Annotated in this window: 14 protein-coding genes, 1 tRNA gene and 1 pseudogene; 8 read left to right on the forward strand and 8 right to left on the reverse strand. The window is 61.5% G+C overall.

The features are described from left to right. Positions 1 to 49: 49 nt before the first annotated feature. From ACQS5P_RS02065 to ACQS5P_RS02075, 3 genes are all read right to left on the reverse strand, one after another. Positions 50 to 445, reverse strand: coding sequence for a hypothetical protein (locus tag ACQS5P_RS02065; protein WP_428939244.1), 396 nt, complete (start codon positions 443 to 445; stop codon positions 50 to 52). A gap of 105 nt (positions 446 to 550) precedes the next feature. Further along, a complete protein-coding gene (locus ACQS5P_RS02070) occupies positions 551 to 2,023 on the reverse strand; it encodes an Hsp70 family protein (RefSeq protein ID WP_428939245.1) in 1,473 nt (490 codons plus the stop codon). 6 nt (positions 2,024 to 2,029) lie between these two features. Beyond that, a complete protein-coding gene (locus ACQS5P_RS02075; RefSeq protein WP_428939246.1) occupies positions 2,030 to 3,469 on the reverse strand; it encodes a hypothetical protein in 1,440 nt (479 codons plus the stop codon). A 245-nt stretch (positions 3,470 to 3,714) separates the two neighbouring features. Here ACQS5P_RS02075 and ACQS5P_RS02080 point away from each other — a divergent pair, with 245 nt between their 5' ends. Then, complete coding sequence (locus ACQS5P_RS02080) at positions 3,715 to 5,028, forward strand: IS701 family transposase (protein ID WP_428936934.1); 1,314 nt, start codon at positions 3,715 to 3,717, stop codon at positions 5,026 to 5,028. 128 nt (positions 5,029 to 5,156) lie between these two features. Continuing rightward, a pseudogene (locus ACQS5P_RS02085) lies at positions 5,157 to 6,032 on the forward strand (IS5 family transposase). On the opposite strand, the gene ACQS5P_RS02090 reads toward ACQS5P_RS02085, so the two are convergent. From ACQS5P_RS02090 to ACQS5P_RS02100, 3 genes are all read right to left on the reverse strand, one after another. Continuing rightward, positions 6,018 to 8,039 carry a hypothetical protein gene (locus ACQS5P_RS02090; protein WP_428939247.1) on the reverse strand — a complete coding sequence of 674 codons (2,022 nt, stop codon included), beginning with the start codon at positions 8,037 to 8,039 and terminating at the stop codon, positions 6,018 to 6,020. The pseudogene ACQS5P_RS02085 and the gene ACQS5P_RS02090 sit on opposite strands and share 15 nt — an antisense overlap. Next, positions 7,991 to 9,046, reverse strand: a complete 1,056-nt coding sequence (locus tag ACQS5P_RS02095; protein ID WP_428939248.1) for a hypothetical protein — start codon at positions 9,044 to 9,046, stop codon at positions 7,991 to 7,993. Before ACQS5P_RS02095 ends, ACQS5P_RS02090 begins: the two co-directional genes overlap by 49 nt. A 191-nt stretch (positions 9,047 to 9,237) precedes the next feature. Continuing rightward, complete coding sequence (locus ACQS5P_RS02100) at positions 9,238 to 10,950, reverse strand: NERD domain-containing protein (protein WP_428939249.1); 1,713 nt, start codon at positions 10,948 to 10,950, stop codon at positions 9,238 to 9,240. Positions 10,951 to 11,153: 203 nt separating this feature from the next. On the opposite strand from ACQS5P_RS02100, the gene ACQS5P_RS02105 reads away from it, so the two are divergent. Beyond that, positions 11,154 to 11,936 carry an enoyl-ACP reductase FabI gene (locus ACQS5P_RS02105; RefSeq protein ID WP_428939250.1) on the forward strand — a complete coding sequence of 261 codons (783 nt, stop codon included), beginning with the start codon at positions 11,154 to 11,156 and terminating at the stop codon, positions 11,934 to 11,936. 144 nt (positions 11,937 to 12,080) lie between these two features. Further along, positions 12,081 to 12,152, forward strand: a tRNA-Gly gene (locus tag ACQS5P_RS02110). A 994-nt stretch (positions 12,153 to 13,146) separates the two neighbouring features. On the opposite strand, the gene ACQS5P_RS02115 is transcribed toward ACQS5P_RS02110, so the two are convergent. Further along, complete coding sequence (locus ACQS5P_RS02115) at positions 13,147 to 14,184, reverse strand: DUF932 domain-containing protein (RefSeq protein WP_428939251.1); 1,038 nt, start codon at positions 14,182 to 14,184, stop codon at positions 13,147 to 13,149. A 41-nt stretch (positions 14,185 to 14,225) separates the two neighbouring features. Between ACQS5P_RS02115 and ACQS5P_RS02120 the strand changes: the two genes are divergently transcribed. Further along, positions 14,226 to 14,375 (forward strand): hypothetical protein, encoded by a 150-nt coding sequence (locus tag ACQS5P_RS02120; protein WP_428939252.1) that lies wholly within the window; start codon positions 14,226 to 14,228, stop codon positions 14,373 to 14,375. A 9-nt stretch (positions 14,376 to 14,384) separates the two neighbouring features. On the opposite strand, the gene ACQS5P_RS02125 is transcribed toward ACQS5P_RS02120, so the two are convergent. After that, on the reverse strand, positions 14,385 to 15,185 hold the full coding sequence (locus ACQS5P_RS02125) for a sulfotransferase family protein (RefSeq protein ID WP_428939253.1): 801 nt from the start codon (positions 15,183 to 15,185) through the stop codon (positions 14,385 to 14,387). Positions 15,186 to 15,407: 222 nt separating this feature from the next. On the opposite strand from ACQS5P_RS02125, the gene ACQS5P_RS02130 reads away from it, so the two are divergent. From ACQS5P_RS02130 to ACQS5P_RS02140, 3 genes are all read left to right on the forward strand, one after another. Beyond that, positions 15,408 to 16,550, forward strand: a complete 1,143-nt coding sequence (locus tag ACQS5P_RS02130) for a LacI family DNA-binding transcriptional regulator (protein ID WP_428939254.1) — start codon at positions 15,408 to 15,410, stop codon at positions 16,548 to 16,550. A 201-nt stretch (positions 16,551 to 16,751) separates the two neighbouring features. Next, positions 16,752 to 17,600 carry a hypothetical protein gene (locus ACQS5P_RS02135; protein ID WP_428939255.1) on the forward strand — a complete coding sequence of 283 codons (849 nt, stop codon included), beginning with the start codon at positions 16,752 to 16,754 and terminating at the stop codon, positions 17,598 to 17,600. A 109-nt stretch (positions 17,601 to 17,709) separates the two neighbouring features. After that, positions 17,710 to 18,471 carry a prepilin-type N-terminal cleavage/methylation domain-containing protein gene (locus tag ACQS5P_RS02140; RefSeq protein ID WP_428939256.1) on the forward strand — a complete coding sequence of 254 codons (762 nt, stop codon included), beginning with the start codon at positions 17,710 to 17,712 and terminating at the stop codon, positions 18,469 to 18,471. Positions 18,472 to 18,475: the final 4 nt, after the last annotated feature.

An 18,475-nucleotide genomic window follows, 5' to 3' on the forward strand; every position in this document is an offset into this window, starting at 1 on the left:
GCAGGGGCATTGCCCCGGTCGCCCGCCGCGATGGCGCGTCACGAGCCCATCACGTCGTGTTACTTCTCTTGCACAGGCATTTTGCGCCGAACTCCCAAAGGTATCCCCATTTCACCGTGCCATCGACGCTCAACTTCGGTCCGAAATCGACGCGCCCGCACGAGCAGCGTATCCCATACACCTGCGCCTTCTGGCTCTGCGTCAATCCGAATGGCGTGTTCGCATCACCGTTCCTGCCGGATCTGATCTCTCGCTCCTCGGCTTCGGTGAGCGTTGGAATCGGCTGCCCTTGCAGTGGGCGCGTCCAATCGATGAGGCCGGCAACAGCCTGGAGCAGTTCCTTGATTGCCTCCGCTCCGCGCACTTCAATTCTGAAACGAACGTCCCGGTGCGCAGGCAGACTCTGATCCTCGTTACGCACGAACACATTCGAGGCTGGAATCACGTTGGATCCTGATCTGAGTTGCCTCGCAGCGGATGGGTCGGCCAGACTGCCAGCTTCTGTCTCATGAGCGTCGTTCGACATGTTCAACTCCACCCAGTGGCGCCGTTACCGGCTCGACTCGGCAGCGATCGAGTAAGCGCATCGAGGTTGTGCGTAGCTCCAGTAGATCCAGTGCGCGGCGTTATGCTCATCTGCATTTGCCGACTGCGCACGTACCTCGAACATGAGGTCCCTGGTCAGGCGACTGTCCAAGCGCAGCCGCTCACGATAGAAGCCCTGCATCGGCACTGAGATGTTGTCAAGCCGGCGAAGTTTGGGCGATGTGTCGATTGCAATCGGATCTGCGGTCAGCGGTTCGGCGAAAACGATCTGCGCTGACTCGGATTCCTCGACGATGCCCAGATGATGTCGGCGCCACTGATCGTTGAATCGATCACCTCTCCTGGCCAGCTTGAACTCGGACCCATCGCACAGCTCAAGAGACAAATCCTGCGTAAGCTTGTAGCTGCCGGGGTGCTCGGCAAGGTAGGACGCTCCCTGGGCCACGACCCAGTCCGGCTGCTCAGGACAGTAAACGCGATTCTTGAAGATCTGGCGCAGCCGCTCGCCCAGCGCCGACAGCTTGCTGGAGCCGCCGATGAGCAACACGCGATCAACATCCCCTCGCCCGGAGCGCATCGCTGCTCTGGACAGGGCTTTGTCGAGCGTTTCAACAGCGCGGTCGATGAAGGGCGCAACCAGCTCGTTTAGCGTGGCTCTGTCGATTGGATGCGCAACATTTGTGGCATCCAGATACCGCGGCAGCAGGATATGCGTCGAACTGGTATGGGATAGTTGCGTCTTGGCCCGCTCACATTCCCAGCGCAGCTTCCACTGCTCGGATGGAGGAATGGCGTCAAACGGCGGCGCCGCAACTCGACCGTTCATGATCTGCGCATGGGCCCACTCCGCCAGACGCAGATCAATCCGGTCCCCCGCCTCCTGCAATCCTTCAGTAACCAACTCGTGAATCTCATTATCCCTGATCTGCAAAACGGACACGTCGAGCGTGCCCCCACCCCAGTCAAACACTGCGACCCGGCTGCATTCCGGCATCTGTCTGCGGCAATAGATGAAAGCGGCTGTCGGCTCTGACACGAAATCGGTGATCTCGATACCGGCACGCTCCGCGCAAGTACGAAGCACGCGACGGCGCTCGGGTGGGAATCCGACAGGTATGCTCACAGCGGCGCGAACAAGCTCTGCGCCGCCTGTCCTGGCTGACTGCGATCGCACATGTTCCTTAAGGGCCTTGAACAGCTCGGTCGCGATGTCTTGAGCCGAGCAGAGGCGTCCCTGGATGGTTCCAAGCGGAGCAGGATCGTCGAGCTGCGTCTTGACGGAGGTCACCACCAGATAGCCATCATCCTGAAGCTCCTGTTTGCGCCGTTTGGCCTCGGGGCCACAAATACAGTCGCCTGTCACTTTGTGAAGCGCGACGATCGACGGGAACGGATTTCCTTCGTTTGTGTAAAGACAAGTGTTTCGGTTGTAGACGACTGCCGAGTTTGTTGTGCCGAAGTCGATCCCAAATGCCATAGCGATCTACCCCTGGATTGGAACTTCCAATGCGCGAAGCTGGTTGAGCATATTGTCAATCAGTAACCTTGCGAAGCTTGCCCCACCTTCCGATGAAGACTCAACGTCGCGCAGTTTCTGGACCTCGGGCCGAATCGCATCTGCGATCTTCTGCCCCAGCAGGCGGCGTGCTTCCTGCCGCTCATGCTCGAGTATATCCAGGTGCTTGAGCCTCTCGTCCTCGGCGTGCCGTCGGAGTTGGTCGGATCGCTCGCATTCCATCCGAAGCTTCTCCCGCAACTGTTCCAGTTCGCCTTCCAGGTCGACGATCCGTCGCCGGGATGCATCGAGTTCATCCCTGTATTTCGCCGCCTCCGACTGCGACGCAAGAAGCCGGGCATGTTCGGCCTGCACGTCGCGCCTCAGTTGCCCAATGTCCGCCTCGGCGACCTTCAGCGCGTACTCCGCCTGTTGCAGCCGCCGCTCAAGCGCGGCGATCTCGCGCGACGCAGCCTCGTGATAGCTCTGCGTTTGCTCCCGGGGCGAATCGAGAGCAAGCTGGACGCGATCGCGGGGGGAGGCTACCCGGTCGAAGTGATCCAGGTGGTCAGCATTGGATCGTGCTTCACCGCGTTGCGGTGGCGCCTCCACAACCGTCGATTGGGGCGCAGACGGCTCGCTGTCCAGCGTCGGGGCTACCAGTGCCCCCCCCTGTGACGCAGGGGTTGCGTGCGTTGCAGGATCGACGGTCGGCTCCGCGGCAGCGGCATGGTCCGAAGTACGGAGCGGCGAAGCGGCGCAACTCAACTGATGTTCCAGCTCTTCGAGCCTGATTGCCTCCGGACTTCCTTGTGCATGATGACACTTGAGGCTGGCCAACCAATCCTGCACGACTTTCCGATGGTCCACCTTCGCCGCCCGACCTTTATCCTGTCGCGGTGTCACACGTGCCGCCTGCACCAACGCCTCAATCAATTCCCATCGCCAGCTCGGCTCCAGGCTCTGCCAGGTGAATTGCTGGAACGGTGCAGGTGCAGCATCGTTTCGTATCTTAAGCCACGACTGGCGCAGCCCCTTCAACAATTTCGACTTACCATTCGTTAAGCTCCTGGCCGTGGCGATGGCACCAGCCACAAATTCCGCAGCCGAAGCGGCGTCATCCGCATAGATTGCCGCCGCCATCGCCAGACATGCAGGTATCGCCGCCTCCTTTTCCTTGCCCTCCCATCGCCACCGAAGAAAGATGTAGCGCAACTCTGTTGGTATCTGCGCCCACTTCTCCGCCAAAAGGCTCACGGCATCCTGCCATCGCAGAGCTGACAGGCCTTCGAGGCTCGCGCGCGCCGTTTTCTGGTCAATGGCAAGACTCTTGAACAGGGAACGGACCGGCAACAGTTCGTCTCTTTTGTAGCTCTTCTTACTCTGGAGTTCTTTCGTCAATCGGTTGAACTCGGTCACATCCATCATTGCCAAACTCCCGGTATCTTGCGTTGTATCTCATTCATGATGTCATTGCAGTCCGGTCCCCGTGGGATCAGCATCACCTTACTCAACAGCGCATCGTACGACTGCTGCTTCTCAATCGCAGGTCGGTCGGCAAAGTGCGCCCATCGCCATCCGAGCCAGGCGCCTAGCATGACAGCGCTAGATTAGCTCAAGCCGGGAGCGGCTGCGAGTCGATGACGATTCTGGTCCAACACCGGAGTCGTGCGATGAATGCGGAACAACTCGCTTCTCTGCAGCCAGCGTTGTCGGCATGGGTTCAGTCGTTTCGCCCCTGCTTCAAGCGTGCGGTGACCTTCGATTACTTCCAGAGTTATCTGCTGGGATTGATGGCGGACCTGCGACGCAAGAGCGTGGAGCCGATCGCGCTGGCGTGCGGGGTGGCGGTGCGGACGCTGCAGGAGTTCTTGTCCCTGTTCGCCTGGGATCATGCGCGACTGGAGAAGATGCTGATCCATCGCGTGGCCGACCGTTGTCCGCAGGGCGGAATCGGAGTGATCGACGCCACCGGCCATCCCAAGCAGGGAGACAAGACGCCTGGGGTGCAGCGGCAATACTGCGGGGAATCGGGCAAGATCGAGAACTGCGTGGTTGCCCAGCATCTGCTGTTCACCGACAACGATGCCAAAAACCCCTTCTCGTGCGTGCTGGCCAGCGACCTGTATCTGCCGCAGGACTGGGCGGCGGACCGCGACCGCTGTGAGGAGGCGGGCATTCCGGCGGAGTTGGTCTGCCGTGCGAAGTGGAAGATCGCCCTGGAGCAGGTGAAGCAGGCGCTGGCCGGCGGGGTGAAGCTCAACTGGGTGGTCTTCGATGAAGAGTACGGCATGGTGCCGGCGTTCTGGTTCGGGCTGGACGAGATGGGCCAGGCGGCGGTGGGCGAAGTGCCCGCCAGCTTCCGCGCCTGGGTCAAACGTCCGGCGTGCCGCAGCGGCGGGTACGCTTCTCACGCGGCGCGGCGGGTGGACAACCTGAGCACGCACAGCCCGGCGTTCACGAGCCAGCCCTGGAAGCGGTGCAAGGTGAAGGACACCACACGCGGGACACTGATCTGGGAATACAAGGCAACCCGAGTCCATCTGAGCGACTCCTCGCACGCCAACCACAACCTCAGCGTTCCCACCGACCGGATGTACTGGCTGATCGTGATGCGACAGCCGAAGACCGGTGAGATCAAATACGTGATCAGCAATGCCGGCGAAGGCGCCAGCGTCGAGAAATTGATCCGCGTGCTGCTGTCACGCTGGCATGTGGAAAAGTGGTTCGAGCGTGCCAAGCAGGAGGCGGGACTGGGCGCCTTCGAGGTCAGAACCTATGTGAGTCTGATACGACACTGGCTGTGCGTGCGATTGGCGATGTGCTTCCTGTCGGAACAGACGACCCGGCTGCGGGGGGAAAAATGTGCTCATCACCTTCGAGCAGGTTTGCGAGGCTGTCTCGACCCTCGCGGCGAAGCTCTGGCAGCGCGACTGGAGGTCCTGGTCCCAGCTGATGCAGCGATGTGCCTATCACCAACGGCGTAACGAGGCAGCATATAAAAGCCGACACCGCTCGGTGATTCAGGTCAACTCTACGTAGCGCTGTCATGCTAGGCTCTGTCTGAAAACCCGAATTCGCATACACTGCCGTGACGACATGGAGGTCGCCACTCATGAAACGCCACGAGCTGACGGACGAGCAATGGGCGTTGGTCGAGCCGCATCTGCCGCGGAGCACGGCCCGAACCGGACGCCCGGCTCGCGATCGACGAACGCTGCTCAACGGTATTTTCTGGATTCTCTGTACCGGCGCGCCTTGGGCGCGATCTGCCCGAACGCTTCGGCCCCTGGCAGACCGTGTACGACCACTTTCGCAAGTGGCGAAAAAGCGGCGTCTTTGCCCGCATCATCGAGACGCTGCAGGTCAAGCTCGACAACCAGGGATACATCGACTGGGAACTGTGGTGCGTGGACGGGTCATCCGTCCGCGCCGCCCGCGCTGCGGCCGGGGCTGACAAAAAAGTTGCCGACGGCACCCCGACGAACCCGCCGACCACGCACTGGGCCGCTCGCGAGGCGGGTTTGGCTCCAAATTCCACGTGGTCACTGACGGTGCGGGCACTCCGCTTGCCATCGAAGTCACCGCCGGGCAAGTCCACGAATCGACGCGCGCCGAATCGGTCATCGCAGAGGCGATCGCGACGCTGATCGGCCGACGACGAAAGAAACGCAAGCGTCGCCACAAGCCCCGCAAGCTCGCCGGCGACAAAGGATACAGCGTGCAGCGCGTGCGCGACTGGCTGGCCGAGCAGAAGATCGAGCCGGTGATTCCGCACAGGGAAAATGAGCTGGCGCGACATGACCCGGCGGTGTGGTTCGACCGCTGGGCCTACCGCGGCCGCTGCGTGGCCGAGCAGTGCGTCGGCTGGCTCAAGGAGTTCCGGCGCATCGGAACGCGGTTCGAGAAGCTGGCCGTGCATTTCCATGGAATGCTGCAGTTGGCGATGATCCGCCGGTATCTCAAACTACTGTTTTCAGACAGTGCCTAGCCAGCATCCTTGCGCCGCATGAAGCCACTGGTTTGTCCCGCCAGCCAGCGCACGACTCAGAGCCTGGTCATCACGCCGAGGAGAAATCGCTGCAATGCCGGACGAATCTACCGCACAACGTTCAGCATGCAGGCGGCCCTCAAGGTTGTCTGCGATCGCACGAAGTTGCTGCCATGCGGGTTGGCAGTATCTGGGGGGCGGCAACGTTGTTACCCGTTTCAGAAATGCGCGAATCAAGGCGAGGCGAAGGTAGCACAGCATCAGCAGTAACTGCCGAATGTCGGACCATGGCAACGGCAGGTCGCACGCTACGTGCAGGTGATCGGCGGCATCCTTAAGGAACTCGTGCGCCGATGCTGGCTCGAACTGCTCGGCCAGCAGGTACTGATGCCACGCATTCTTCAGCAGAATGGGCACGTCACGAGTGGACGCACCGGCCTGTATGGCGGCTATCGCCTCGGCCGCGCATCGGTCAACATCGGCGATCCCCTGGATTCTGTCACGCTTCGACTTGAGTATCCGTGACCATCGATCAAGGTCGAGGCCCAATGACTGCAGTTGCTTGTGGGGATCGAACTGGTCCCAATCCTGGATAAGCTGTTCTGCCTGCAGCACCGCATCGCTGGCGCCCTCGAGCGATGCAGTGCGCTTCAGCAAAGCCGAAAGCCTGTTGAGTACATGACGAGATTCGGGATCAGTGCAATCGATGGCCTGGCATGAGTCTATCCCCTCATCAAGCCGTTTGGCCGTCCACAGCCAAAGCGCCGCCATCTGTCTCGCGCTCAATGGCAGCACGCCCTTAACATCGGGCATATGCTGCAGCGTGTTGCTCTTCACGGCACGGATGATCCGGATCGCATCACCAAGCGACCTGGGCAGACCGGCAATCGAGTCGGGATCGACATCACACGAAGGCAACCGTGCTGTGTCCACATACCACGTGTCGGTGGTCGCCGCGCTGCCGCCATCGTGCACCTCGAAACGTCCAATGCAAATGCCACTTTCTCGAATCGCATCCACCACCTCATTGGGTCGCAGGCTGCAGAAGCCGGAAGCCCCAACGCGCTTGTGAGCCACAATGATTCCAGCACGTGCAGGCACGCAGTTCGCCAACACAAGTTCCACTGAGGAATTCGGAACAGCGCTCACAAGGAATGATGTGGTCGCCACACTCGCAGGTTCGAGCCGCGAATGGAACGACGCCGGCTCCAGGTAGAGCGGCCGATCAGGCGTCCGGGGATCCATGAGTCGGGCACGATGCACCGGCACGCGCAAGTTCAGGCTGGTCGGTCCGCAAGTGAGCTTTGCTGCGACATGGCAGACGTGGGGCGATACCCGATAGACTTCTGCTGCGGAAGTGGATACCGCAGTGTTCGTGTCAACAGCGCACCGTACCGATGGGTCCAATACAAACTGAATCTCCGGCGTTGCGTCTGCCGCGCACAGCCCTTGCGGAGCCACCACCTTGCAGTGGGGCCAGCGCGCAAACGTGATCTGGCAGAGAACGTGGCCAAACGAGCTGGCGCGGCCTTTTGGCTCCAGCCAGACTCGTCCCAACGACGGGACCGGAACATCCGACAGGTCAATGGTTGCCGTCCCGTCCGGCGTGGGCGCGATCCGCAATGGGACAGGATCCGAGTCGTCGACTCGACGGACAATCACGAACCGCCGGCTGTTCTCCTCGGTCCAGTTACTCAGACGCAACATCGGTTGTGCACCGGACCATATCGCATCAACGCCCGCGTACCGGCTCCAAGGCTCGGTGTCCGCCTCAGTTACTTCCAACTTCGGTCTCGCCACAGGTGCGGTCGCCTGGATACCCAGCCCCGGTAATGTGCGACCCGAAGCGAGGTCAAATGCGTAAACGGCATAAAGTGCATCCGGGCCACTGCCCTCCAGGTCAAGATATCCCAGATTCGCCGTCATGAGGCTCTGGTCGATGGACAGCGATGTATCGATCACAAGAAAGTAGGAATCCGGCGGCACCTGCGCACCGCACTTGAGCACACGAACTGCCGGTCCGCGTCAAACAACGCCCAGTCCTTGCCCAGCGGCCGCCAGCCTCTGGCACTCCAGGCTTCTTCGCCGCGGCTGGTCGTGCGCACTCCGCTGTATTGGTGGCGAGGCAGGAGTTCAGCTCCGATTGGTATTCTGCAATCGTAGAGCGGTTGGTCGTATTGTGCGCACGTGATCAAGCGACGCGACACCTCACCCGGGTCGAACTGGAGATAGAGCCGGCCGTCCTCCCCCAGCATCAGCCGAGGCTCGGCCCACGCGTGCCCCTTCAAGCGCGGTTGTGAGGCCGATTGATCGCTCCCAAGGTGCTCCAGATACTCGACAATCAGGCGCATGACCCCTGGCCTGTAGCCTCTGGCCGAATCCAGGTCATCCAGCGTCAGCAGCCGCCGCAGGTAATAGGAGACCAGGTCGCGACAGACGGCGCGAATGAACGCTCGTCCCGATTCAGAACAAAGGTATGCGCCGGCACAGGTGTCGCCGAAGTGTCGGCGAATGGCATTCTGAAGCACGCAATCCGTGGTATCCGGCACTGCCGGCCAAGTGGGATCGCTTCTCAGCTCGCCAAGCAGCCCGGCAAATCTTTCCAGATGGAAATAGGACAAGCCCGCTTGCTCGCGGATCAATCCAACGAAACGAAATGCTCCTTCTCTTCGCGGGCGAGGCCTCCAATGAATGATCGCCGCTTCAATGGGCTCGCCCAGTCGTTCCGCCCACAAGCGCTCGTCGAAGATTCCGAAGATCCGCTTAGTGAAGGAGCTTCTGAAGCCTTCGTCCTCTTGCTGATAGCAGGCCCAGTTTACGGCGGCCACCGCCAGCGCAAAGCGGCTCTCCACCGTATCGTTGAGCACGTTACGGCATTCCTTGAGATCGTCCAGGAAGGTCTCCAGCTCCGCGCCGCTCAGGGCAATCTCGTTGAGGTATTCGAGATGCTGTGCTTGCTGGAGCCATTCGGCTCCGCGCTGCTTTACTCTGTCGCATATCGCGGACATTCCCACGCCCCGAGAGGACCACCCGGCCAGTGTGCAGAGATGGTGCCGCCAAATGGACACTGCCGGGCAGCCGGCCGGATCACGCGGCCGCCAGGATCGATCATCCGCCCCACGGCGCAAACGGCAATCAAAAGGCGTATTGTAGCTGATTTCGGCGCCAATTGAAGCCCATCTTCAATCCTGGCGAACTGGAGCGTTCACTGACGCCGCTGCTGCAGCGACACAATCCGATTCAACACTTCGGGTTTCGCGATGATAACCAGATGCAGCCGAGCCCGCGTCACACCCACGTACATGACTTCATCGCTCTCGCCGATGTCCTCCACCTCCATCAGAATGATGACCGGCCGCTCCAGACCTTTAAACCGCCGAACCGTTTCAACCTGCACCCGGTCAACTGCCAATCGGCTGCCGACTGCAATTGGAAATGCGCCGACGTGGTCCGCTTGCCCGATGCAACTGTTGGCCAGACGTCTTGGTGTGAGCACGCAGATGTCCCCCGGAACGACGCGTTGCTCCCGTATCAAGTGATGCAACACTCGGCTGAGCACTTTGACGCGCGCCTGGTCGTCAGAGGCTTCAAGCAGTTGCGGTGGGCGCCCTTCCGGGCCGCTGCAATGGATTTCGGCGCCTTTGTAGAACGCCTGTCCGATCGCGAAGATGGGCTTGGTGTTACGCAGGTTGCGCGTAAGGGTCGCCCGCACCAACCCCCTGGGCAGCGTTGCCTGCCGGCGGTACACACGCTGATTGTCGTCGTAGAAGATGTACAGTGTACCTTCCTCGCCGTCTCGCAAGAGCCAGTGGACGGCATGCCACCATTGGTCGCTGAAGTCTTGTCCTTCGTCAACGACAATCGCGTCCACCTGCTCATCGGGATTCTCGGCAATCGCCTCGATCAGCGCCATGGGCAACTCTTCGTCAAACCGCCGTTGAACGTCCTGGTCCTCAGTCACTGTCAGATCAATACCCGCTCGCTGAGCAACGGCAACACAGAGCTGATGGAAGCTCTGAACAGTCAGATTCGGGATCGGCCCGGCCGAAACACGTAGGAAATCCGCAAGGGGTCGGTTGTAGCACACGAGCAGCGTGCGGTGGCCCTCCGCCGCCAATCGTTTGGCCTTCTCCAAGGCCAACACAGTCTTGCCCGTGCCGGCCCCACCGCTGACCGCGACCCGTGGATTCCATTTCAGCGTCTCCAGCAGGTTAAACTGCTCTTCCGTCAGCCGCAGTATCTGGCGGTCTTCTTCCCTGAGCGCGGGGCCGAGCGGTTGTCGCAGCTCAAACGTAGGCGCCAGGATGTCAGCAAGAATGTCCATCCCGTCGGAACCGATCCCATACGACTGATTCTGTGAGGTCCAGTAGCGGTAGATGGCCTCGATCTTTTCCGACAGCTTGCACATCTCGTCCGCGCCTATCACGATCTCTCGTGGCAGGTCCGCTGTGACTTGGCTCCCGAACAGCGTGCAGTGGGGAAACGCCACGCAGTGACCGATCTGAACCCACCTGTTTCCCCAAGCCGGCACCGATCTGAGTTTATCGATCAGCGCGAACTTGGCAGCGCGAAGCTGAGCTACGGGGTCGATCTCATGGCGACAACCATCGCGATCTGTCGTGGTCCATTTGCCGCAAGCCCCGTCATACCCAATACGCCCACCCTTGACTTCCAGCACCAGGATCCCCCTGTCCGGGTCGGCGATCACGAAGTCAGCCTCGCCATCAAGAGCTCGTCCGCCCGGCCGCTTGGACACCCATGAAAAGCTGTAGAATACATGGAATCGAGCTGGGAGCTGATCGCGAAGTGCTTCGTAGACCTGAACCTCGGCCGAACGCTTTGGATCGCACAGAAGCTTCTGCGGCAGTGAACGCGGGAACATCTGCGCCATCTCTGCATTATCCTTCGCCACGGCCATGCTTCAATCGCAGGCGACGCGGACTGCTGAATTTCCACCACGAGTCCGCCGAATTGTTCGCCCGCCTGCGGGTCTGACGTCGGCGCGACGGGAAGTGTGGACACAGCCGCCGCGGTCACTAAGCTACCGCCGTTTGTGGATGATCGGGCGGCGCTGTTTGCCGCACCGGCCGACAGATGCAACCCATTCAAGGAGTCACCCCCATGCCCGGGCTGCTCGAAGGAAAAAAGGGACTGGTGCTGAATGTGGCCAACGATCGCAGCATCGCCTGGCACATCGCCAACAACGCCATCAAGCACGGGGCCACGTGCGGCTTCGGCTTTCTGCCGCTGGAAAAGATGGAACGCCGCGTGCGAAAGGCGCTGGAAGAAATGGGCCTGAGCAATCCATGGCTGCATCCCTGCGACGTGAGCAAGGACCAGGACATTGATTCGTTCATGTCGGCCGCCGCACAGCAGTTCGGCACGATCGATTTTCTCGTGCATTCGCTGGCATTCGCCAACAAGGATTATCTGGCGATCGGCAAGTTCACGGATACTCCACGCCAGGTCTATAGCCAGGCGATGGACATCAGCGCCTACAGCCTGCTCGGGCTGACACGGGCTGCGCTGCCGCTGATGCCCAATGGAGGCTCGATCATCGCCCTGACCTATCTGGGAAGCGAAAAGGTGGTTCCGGGGTATAACGTCATGGGCGTGGCCAAGGCGGCACTGGAAGCCACGGCGCGCTACCTGGCGTTTGAGTTGGGCCAGAAGAACATTCGCGTGAACACCATCTCCGCCGGACCCGTCCGCACGCTCAGCGCCATGGCCGTGGGCGGCATCGACGACATGTTCGACCACGTGCAGCGCAAGGCCCCGCTGAAGCGCAACATTGAAGCCGACGAAGTGGGCAAGACGGCGGTGTACCTCTTGAGCGACCTGTCCAGCGGAGTAACCGGCGAAAACATCTACGTGGACTGCGGGTTCAACATCGTGGGATTGTAGGATTTTGTGCCGCCCGCGCTGCAGCGGCCAAGTTGTCCGAACGGCCGGGGTCAATAAATCCGGGGCCGCACCCGCGGGCCTGACGACTTGCCGCCACGCCCCTTGCCAACCGCAGGCGAGCGGTTGTATGATTACGGTGCAGTCGCGGGTGTAGCTCAGTGGTAGAGCGTCACGTTGCCAACGTGAATGTCGAGGGTTCGACCCCCTTCACCCGCTTTTGCCCGGCTCATGGTCACAAGTGGACCATGAGCCGTTTTTCTTGTCAGAACAACCACTTGCGGCGCTGGCCAGCGCCGAGTAGTCCCCGGGGGTCGATCCTGCCAAATGGTCAATCATGCCCGCGATTGGGATCCTTTTCCCGCGCGGGCATGCAAGCCCAGATGCAAACGCGGAAGCAGAGGATTGTCCTGTCGGCCCATCGGTTCCGGTAGGCCTCGCGGTCTGCACCGGGGCGAAGGGCAAAGCGTAAGCCTTGGCAACAATTCGATCGCCCCGGCCACGTCCAACAGCCTCGGATCGGTGGAGACGTTGGCCGTAAGCTCCGGCTTGCTCTGTCGCATCGCGGCCTGCGCTGTGCGCAGCGGGACGCCGCCTTTGCTCAGGAGAGTGCCGAAGGTTGTGCGCAGCGCGGCGTTGTCGCTGATGATCCTGCCCATCGGAGGAATACCGCTATGGGCCAGGGCAGCAGTTTGGACTTCGAGCCTGGCGAGCTTCAGGAGCTTTACGCGTGGAGAATCCCCAAATCGTGTGCTTCGATGACGCGTTGCGCGTGTTGGTATGATCCTGTGAACAAACCGGGCAATGGGCGCCGGCAGGAAGAGCGGAACAGGCACGCGGCATCCATCGGGAAAGGATTCAGCAGATGAAACCTCCAGAGCCATTGGTCCAGGCAGCGGCGACGGCCAAAGCGAACAACGGGCACCAGATCACGCCCAGGCCGGGCCATCCCACGCGCGGCTGCGCCCCATAATCGCCAGCGACCAGCGGCATGGGATCGATCCGCGGACGTATCTCACCGGCTTGCCGGCCAAGATCAGGCAGACCAGGCTCAGCGACTTGGACCGGTTGCTGCCGGACGTGTGAAAAACGGGACGATCAGACCGCAGCGCAGTGCCGCCCTGTCCTGTGGTCGGCTGCCTGAGACGCGGGCAATCGCAGGTGAGCCGCCAGCCCCCGATCGCGATCTGTACTCGCGGAACGGATACTGAATTCACCCACGCCAGGCCAGCAGCTTGCACGCCTCGCGATAGGCACGCGCTTTGACCAGGTATCCGTCACCGAACCATGCCGACTCCAGGCGGCGCTTGTCGGGAAATGCGGTCCTGGGCGGCTGTGGTTTTTTTGCGCCGGCGGGCAGCGGATGGCAATGGTCCATCAGCTCGGCCACGCCGTTGTACGCCGCCCACAGCGTCCCGCGCACGCCCGGCCAATCCGCGCCCTTGCCATGCTCAAAAAAGTACTCTGACCAGCGGCGGTTGAGTTTGACCCTGCCCATCGCCGCGGCATCCTGCTTGTCCGGCGGGTCGGGAAACACCAGCTCCAGATAACGCTTCAGTTGCTCGGAGCTGATCTGCCGGCGGGCCATGGCCTGGAAATTCTCCTCGATGGTCGCGAACTGCGTGTTGATCAGGCCCAGCAGATCCCTGGCCCTTTCCAGCCGCGCCCGCAGGCTCTTGACGTGGGGCACACGCAGCGTCGGCCCCTGCCGCAGCGCCAGCGTCAGCGTGTTCTGGCAGACCACGCGGATCGGCGTGAACTTGATCTGCACCGAACTGCTGCCGTCGTGGCTGTTGCTCAACAGCAGGTACTTGTCGGAAATGTCCTCCCCGACAACGCGGATCTCGCTGGGCAGCTTGGCCAGCACCCACACACGCTCGCCATGGCCCAAGGCGCCGGCGGTGTGATAGACCGCAGCCCCCCGGCCGACGATCGAGTCGAAAAACTCGAACGCCTCACGGTTTTGCAGCGGCGTGTATTCGGCGCCGACGATGCCGAAGATCGGCTCGCGCCGCCCAACCCAGTCCTTGCGGACGACGGCAAAGCGATCGGGAATCGGATGAGAGATTTTGCCGGCCAAGCCCGCCAGAGGCAGCTTGATCACTTCCCAATCGAGGTTGGCCGCCTGGATGGCCTGTGCTGATGTGGCCGGGCGGTCCAACCTCGTGCCCAGCCCGTGCCAGGGCGGCTCGTCCACGTACATCATGGACGCTTTGCCGGTCTCGGTGTCGATGTGGATCTCGTGTGCCATGGTGCCCCTCCTGTTCGGCCTGAGTTGAGCAATTCCCCGTGATGAGCACGCAGCATACCACGCCGCACCTGGCCGCTGCAATGACAATCTGGCTCGGCGCTGAACTGGCCGCCGCTGGCCTGCTGGGCAGTTTCTACCCTGGGGACTGGCCGTTTGTTGACCCGCGGCGTGAGCAAGCAGGTTCGCGGTGAGCAGTGGGATCACATGCCGGTCCAGGGGTAAGGAGGCTTGTACATGTTGGCTACAGCCTGCCCCAGGATCTCCACGTGCCGCGATTTGACTGGTTCGACTTTCGGGCGGATATCGTGCAGGCCTTTGATGCCGTAGACTTCGTCGTTTTCCCAGGTGATCTGCTTGACGTTGTTGAAGTCGTGGGGGAAGTAGGGTTCTTCGAGGAATTCGTAGATGGCCCGCAGGGTCTTTTCCGGCTCGGCGGTGAGCTTTTCGTAATGGACGAAGTGCATTCGGTCGCGGAAGCCGCGCTGTAAGGCGTCTTTGATGCGGTTGTAGGCCAGCCCGACGACCTGGTCGCCGCGAGCCAGCACAGCGCAGCGCCCTTCGACGGTCTGATACTCGTGATAGAACTTGGCTTCCTGGGGCACCTGGGCGATTCTGGAGGTTTCCCGCCAGAGCTTTTCGAAGGAGGCGAGGATATCGCGCAGGTCGCGTACGGGCACCAGGACCTTGGCTTTGCGTCCGAGCAGCGTTTCGGCCATTTCCAGCAGGCTCAGCCAGCCGCGGGACTTATCGAAGACGATGGGTGCCTCGACATTGGCGTAGAAGCTGTCGAGGATGCCGCGCATGACGCGGAGTTTGGCGGCCTCATCGGGGGCGGCCTGGAATTCGGGGTGCTTTTCCCAGTTATTCCGAAGGCCGAAGATCAGGTCCAGCACACCGCTGGTTCCGGTGACGTGGAAGCGTGGGTTCTGCCCGAGGATGTTCATCAGCAGGGTGCTTCCGGAGCGTGGCATTCCGCTGACGAAGTGGTAGATTTTGTTCACGGTTGTGGGTCCTCCGCAGGGTATTTCAGGGTCGATCGGTTCGGGGCTGAAGGCTACCGGGAACCAGCCGGTCGGCACAAGGGCGGCATCACGGGCCGAGATCGGCGGATTTTTTTCTTGATACCGGCCTGTGCAGGCGATAGACTTCGCCCGTTGATTTAACGTTTAGTCATATCAGATTAAACGCTTGGTCGCAACGGGAACGCCTACGGTTTGCTCGGGATGGTCACGCTCAAGGACATCGCCGCCCGCGTCAACGTCTCCACGACGGTGGTTTCGCACGTGCTGAACAATCCGTCGGGCAACACACGCGTCAGCGAGCAAACCCGCAAGTTGATCCAGAAAGTAGCGCGGGAGATGAACTACGTGCCCAATCGCCGCGCCCAGGCGCTGGTCACTCGCCGCACGCAGACCATCGGCTTCATCTGCTCACGAACCTACGTCAAGAACAATCACAAGTCCGACGCATATTTCCACGCGATCCTGCACGGCGTGGAAGAGACCTGCCGACTGGCAGGATATCACTGTCTGTACGCCCGCTATGAGCTGGGCGATCTGGAGCACATCGTCTATCCGCAATCGATGAAGGATGGAAGCGTGGACGGGGTGGTGTTGGCGGGGTACACGCCGCGGGAGGCGATCGAGAAGCTCGCGTCGCTGCGTTTGCCGTGCGTGCAGGTGGGAACGAACGTCGATCCGAATTGCGGGATCCGCTGCTTCACCGGCGACCTGGGACGGGCATTCGAGACGGTTGCCCGCCGTTTGCGCGAGCTTGGGCATCGACGGATCCAGCTTGTGCTGCCCGGCGGCCCGGGGCCGGAAGCCTGGGCGAAGAAGTTCGTGGAGCTGAAGGATCGCATTGCCGGGCTGGAGCCTGAGATTGCGTTGATGCCGGCGCTGGCATCCAACCGCGACAGCGCGCTGGCCCACGCGCAAACGGTGGTGCGCCGGGCCAGGAGCGGCGCAGCGTCCTGCGATCGCCCCACCGCTTTCATCTGCAACCCCGTGCACTCGACGGGGCTGGCGGAGGGATTGGCGGAGCACGGCTGGTTGTGCCCGCGGGATTACAGCATGGTCTGTTTCGGTCTTCCCGAATCGGAAGACATGCGGCTGTACCCCGGGAACGTGCGGTTGTCGTTCATCACGCTGCCGGTCGAGGACGCCGGGCGACTGGCGGCGCGGGAGTTGCTCAAGCGTCTGGGCGTGAGTGTGCCCGCCCCACAGGCCGATCTGCAAACCGAGACGATCAAGTCAACCACGTACATCCCGTGTGGGGTGTGGTTCCGGGAAAGCTGCGGTGCGGTTGCGGCCGAAGGCGGCGAAGTCGGCTCGTCGTCGAAGGTCCCGGCGGCAGCTTCAGCCTGATCGGTCTACGGTTTCGGGCGAGCGATAAGGAGGTGATCCGACCATGCGGTCCACCGTGTTGTGTACTGGCTGCTCGGAACAGGGGCATGCCTGCGGACCGCGCCACGGAAATTACTGCGATCGGATGCTTCAAAGCGTTCAGAAGTTTCAAGAACCTGTCATTGCAGGGGGATCCGGGAGAAACGCACGGGAGAAATGCACATGACCAGAAACTGCATGGCCAAGGCCGGCGGCGCGATCGTGGGTGCGCTGGCGGTGACCTCGGGCGCGATTGGCGCCACATCACACATCACCGGCAACGGCAACTTCCTGGAAGTCAGCGAAGGCGCGGGCGGCCACGTCGGCGTGACCCAGCCCGGCACCACGCCGAGCTTTCCGTACCTGGTTTTCCGCGAATACACGGGCAGCGCCTACGACATCCGCGTATTCATGAAGGTGAGCCTGTCGTCGATCCCCGCCGGGAGCATCGTGACCGGCTCGCAACTGGGGATCTTCTTCACCGACAGCACCTACGGAACCTACACGGTGCACTCCGACTACGTGGATCTGTGGTCAACGGCCGACGAGTTCACGCAGAACCTGTCGTTCGCGACTTATGACGGAACCAACCCGTGGACGGATGGATTCCAGGCGGGCATCGACGGCGCGGCGCGCACCGGCCCGGCTGGACGGCACCTGGACAACCTCTGGTTCCAGGGCGCCGAGCCGCCCGGAACCCCCAGCAACAAGATCATCAACCAGGTGCAGGAGTACAAGGTCTTCTCGTCGGCGGCGCTGGACGCGTATCTCCAGCAGCAGATCAACGCTGGCAAGGATGCATATTTCGCGCTGTCGATCGGAAACCAGGCGGCCCAGTATCTGCGGTTTGTTTCGACATCCGACGACAACACGTACTGGGGCAACGCCGCCGGGCCGATTTTCTTCAACCAGCCGTATCTGGATGTTCAGTACGTCCCCGAGCCAGCGGGCGCGGTGACGGTTCTGACGGCGGCGGGAGGCGCGCTGCTCGCACGTCGCCGGCGTGCAGAGCGCATCGCCCGCAATGAGTGACTGACTGTAGCGTTGCCCCCGCGGCGGCCCTAACCGGCCGCCGCGGGATTCGACCGCAATCCATGGTCCACAGGACCCTCGCTTTGTCAGTCGTGTGGAGGAGCACGTGATGTTGTCCAAGCCGCGTCCAGCGCCTGATCGACATTCTTCCGCCGCGTTCACCCTGGTTGAACTGCTTGTAGTGATCGGCATCATCGCCGTTCTCATCAGCATCCTGCTTCCGGCGCTGGGCAAGGCGCGCGCCGCGGCCAAGCAGACGCAATGCCTGAACCTCATGCGCCAGTACGGCGTGGCATTCACGATGTACGCCAACGACAACAAAGGCGCCTATCCCTATCCGGGCCACGACGGTAACAACGTCAACATGTGGACCTATCAGCTTTTCCGCGGGAAGTACTATGGGTTCACCTTCTTCCAGCTTGCCGACTATGCGACCAATCCCGGCACTGCCGGGCTGGGCGAGGCGGTGCTCAAGAAGATCTACTGCCCGGAGATGTGGGCATCGGATCGGCGAGTGCCGGGATGGCCCGGAACCGAGGCCGACTGGTGCGCCTCGGGCAACATCAACACGATCGGATACGCATACAGCTACGGCCTGCGGGGTCGCAAAGCAGCTTCCCTGAAAAACGCATCGTCCCGGATGCTGCTGATCGAGCACCTGGCCGGGTTCGCGGTCACGCCGTTGCTTTACGGCACGAATCAGAATCTACAGGGGACTGTGGAGTTCTCGAAGAAATACGGCTACTACGCATTCCGGCACAAGGGCTTTGTGAACGTGCTGTTCCTCGATGGACACGTGGATGGAACGTTCAAAGGCCCCAAGAGCCTGCCACCCTACGACAACATCTTCTGGAACGACCCCGGGACGTGAGATC

The organism is Fontivita pretiosa (assembly GCF_050410795.1).
In the GTDB taxonomy this organism is placed as follows: Bacteria; Planctomycetota; Phycisphaerae; order Tepidisphaerales; family Tepidisphaeraceae; genus Fontivita; species Fontivita pretiosa.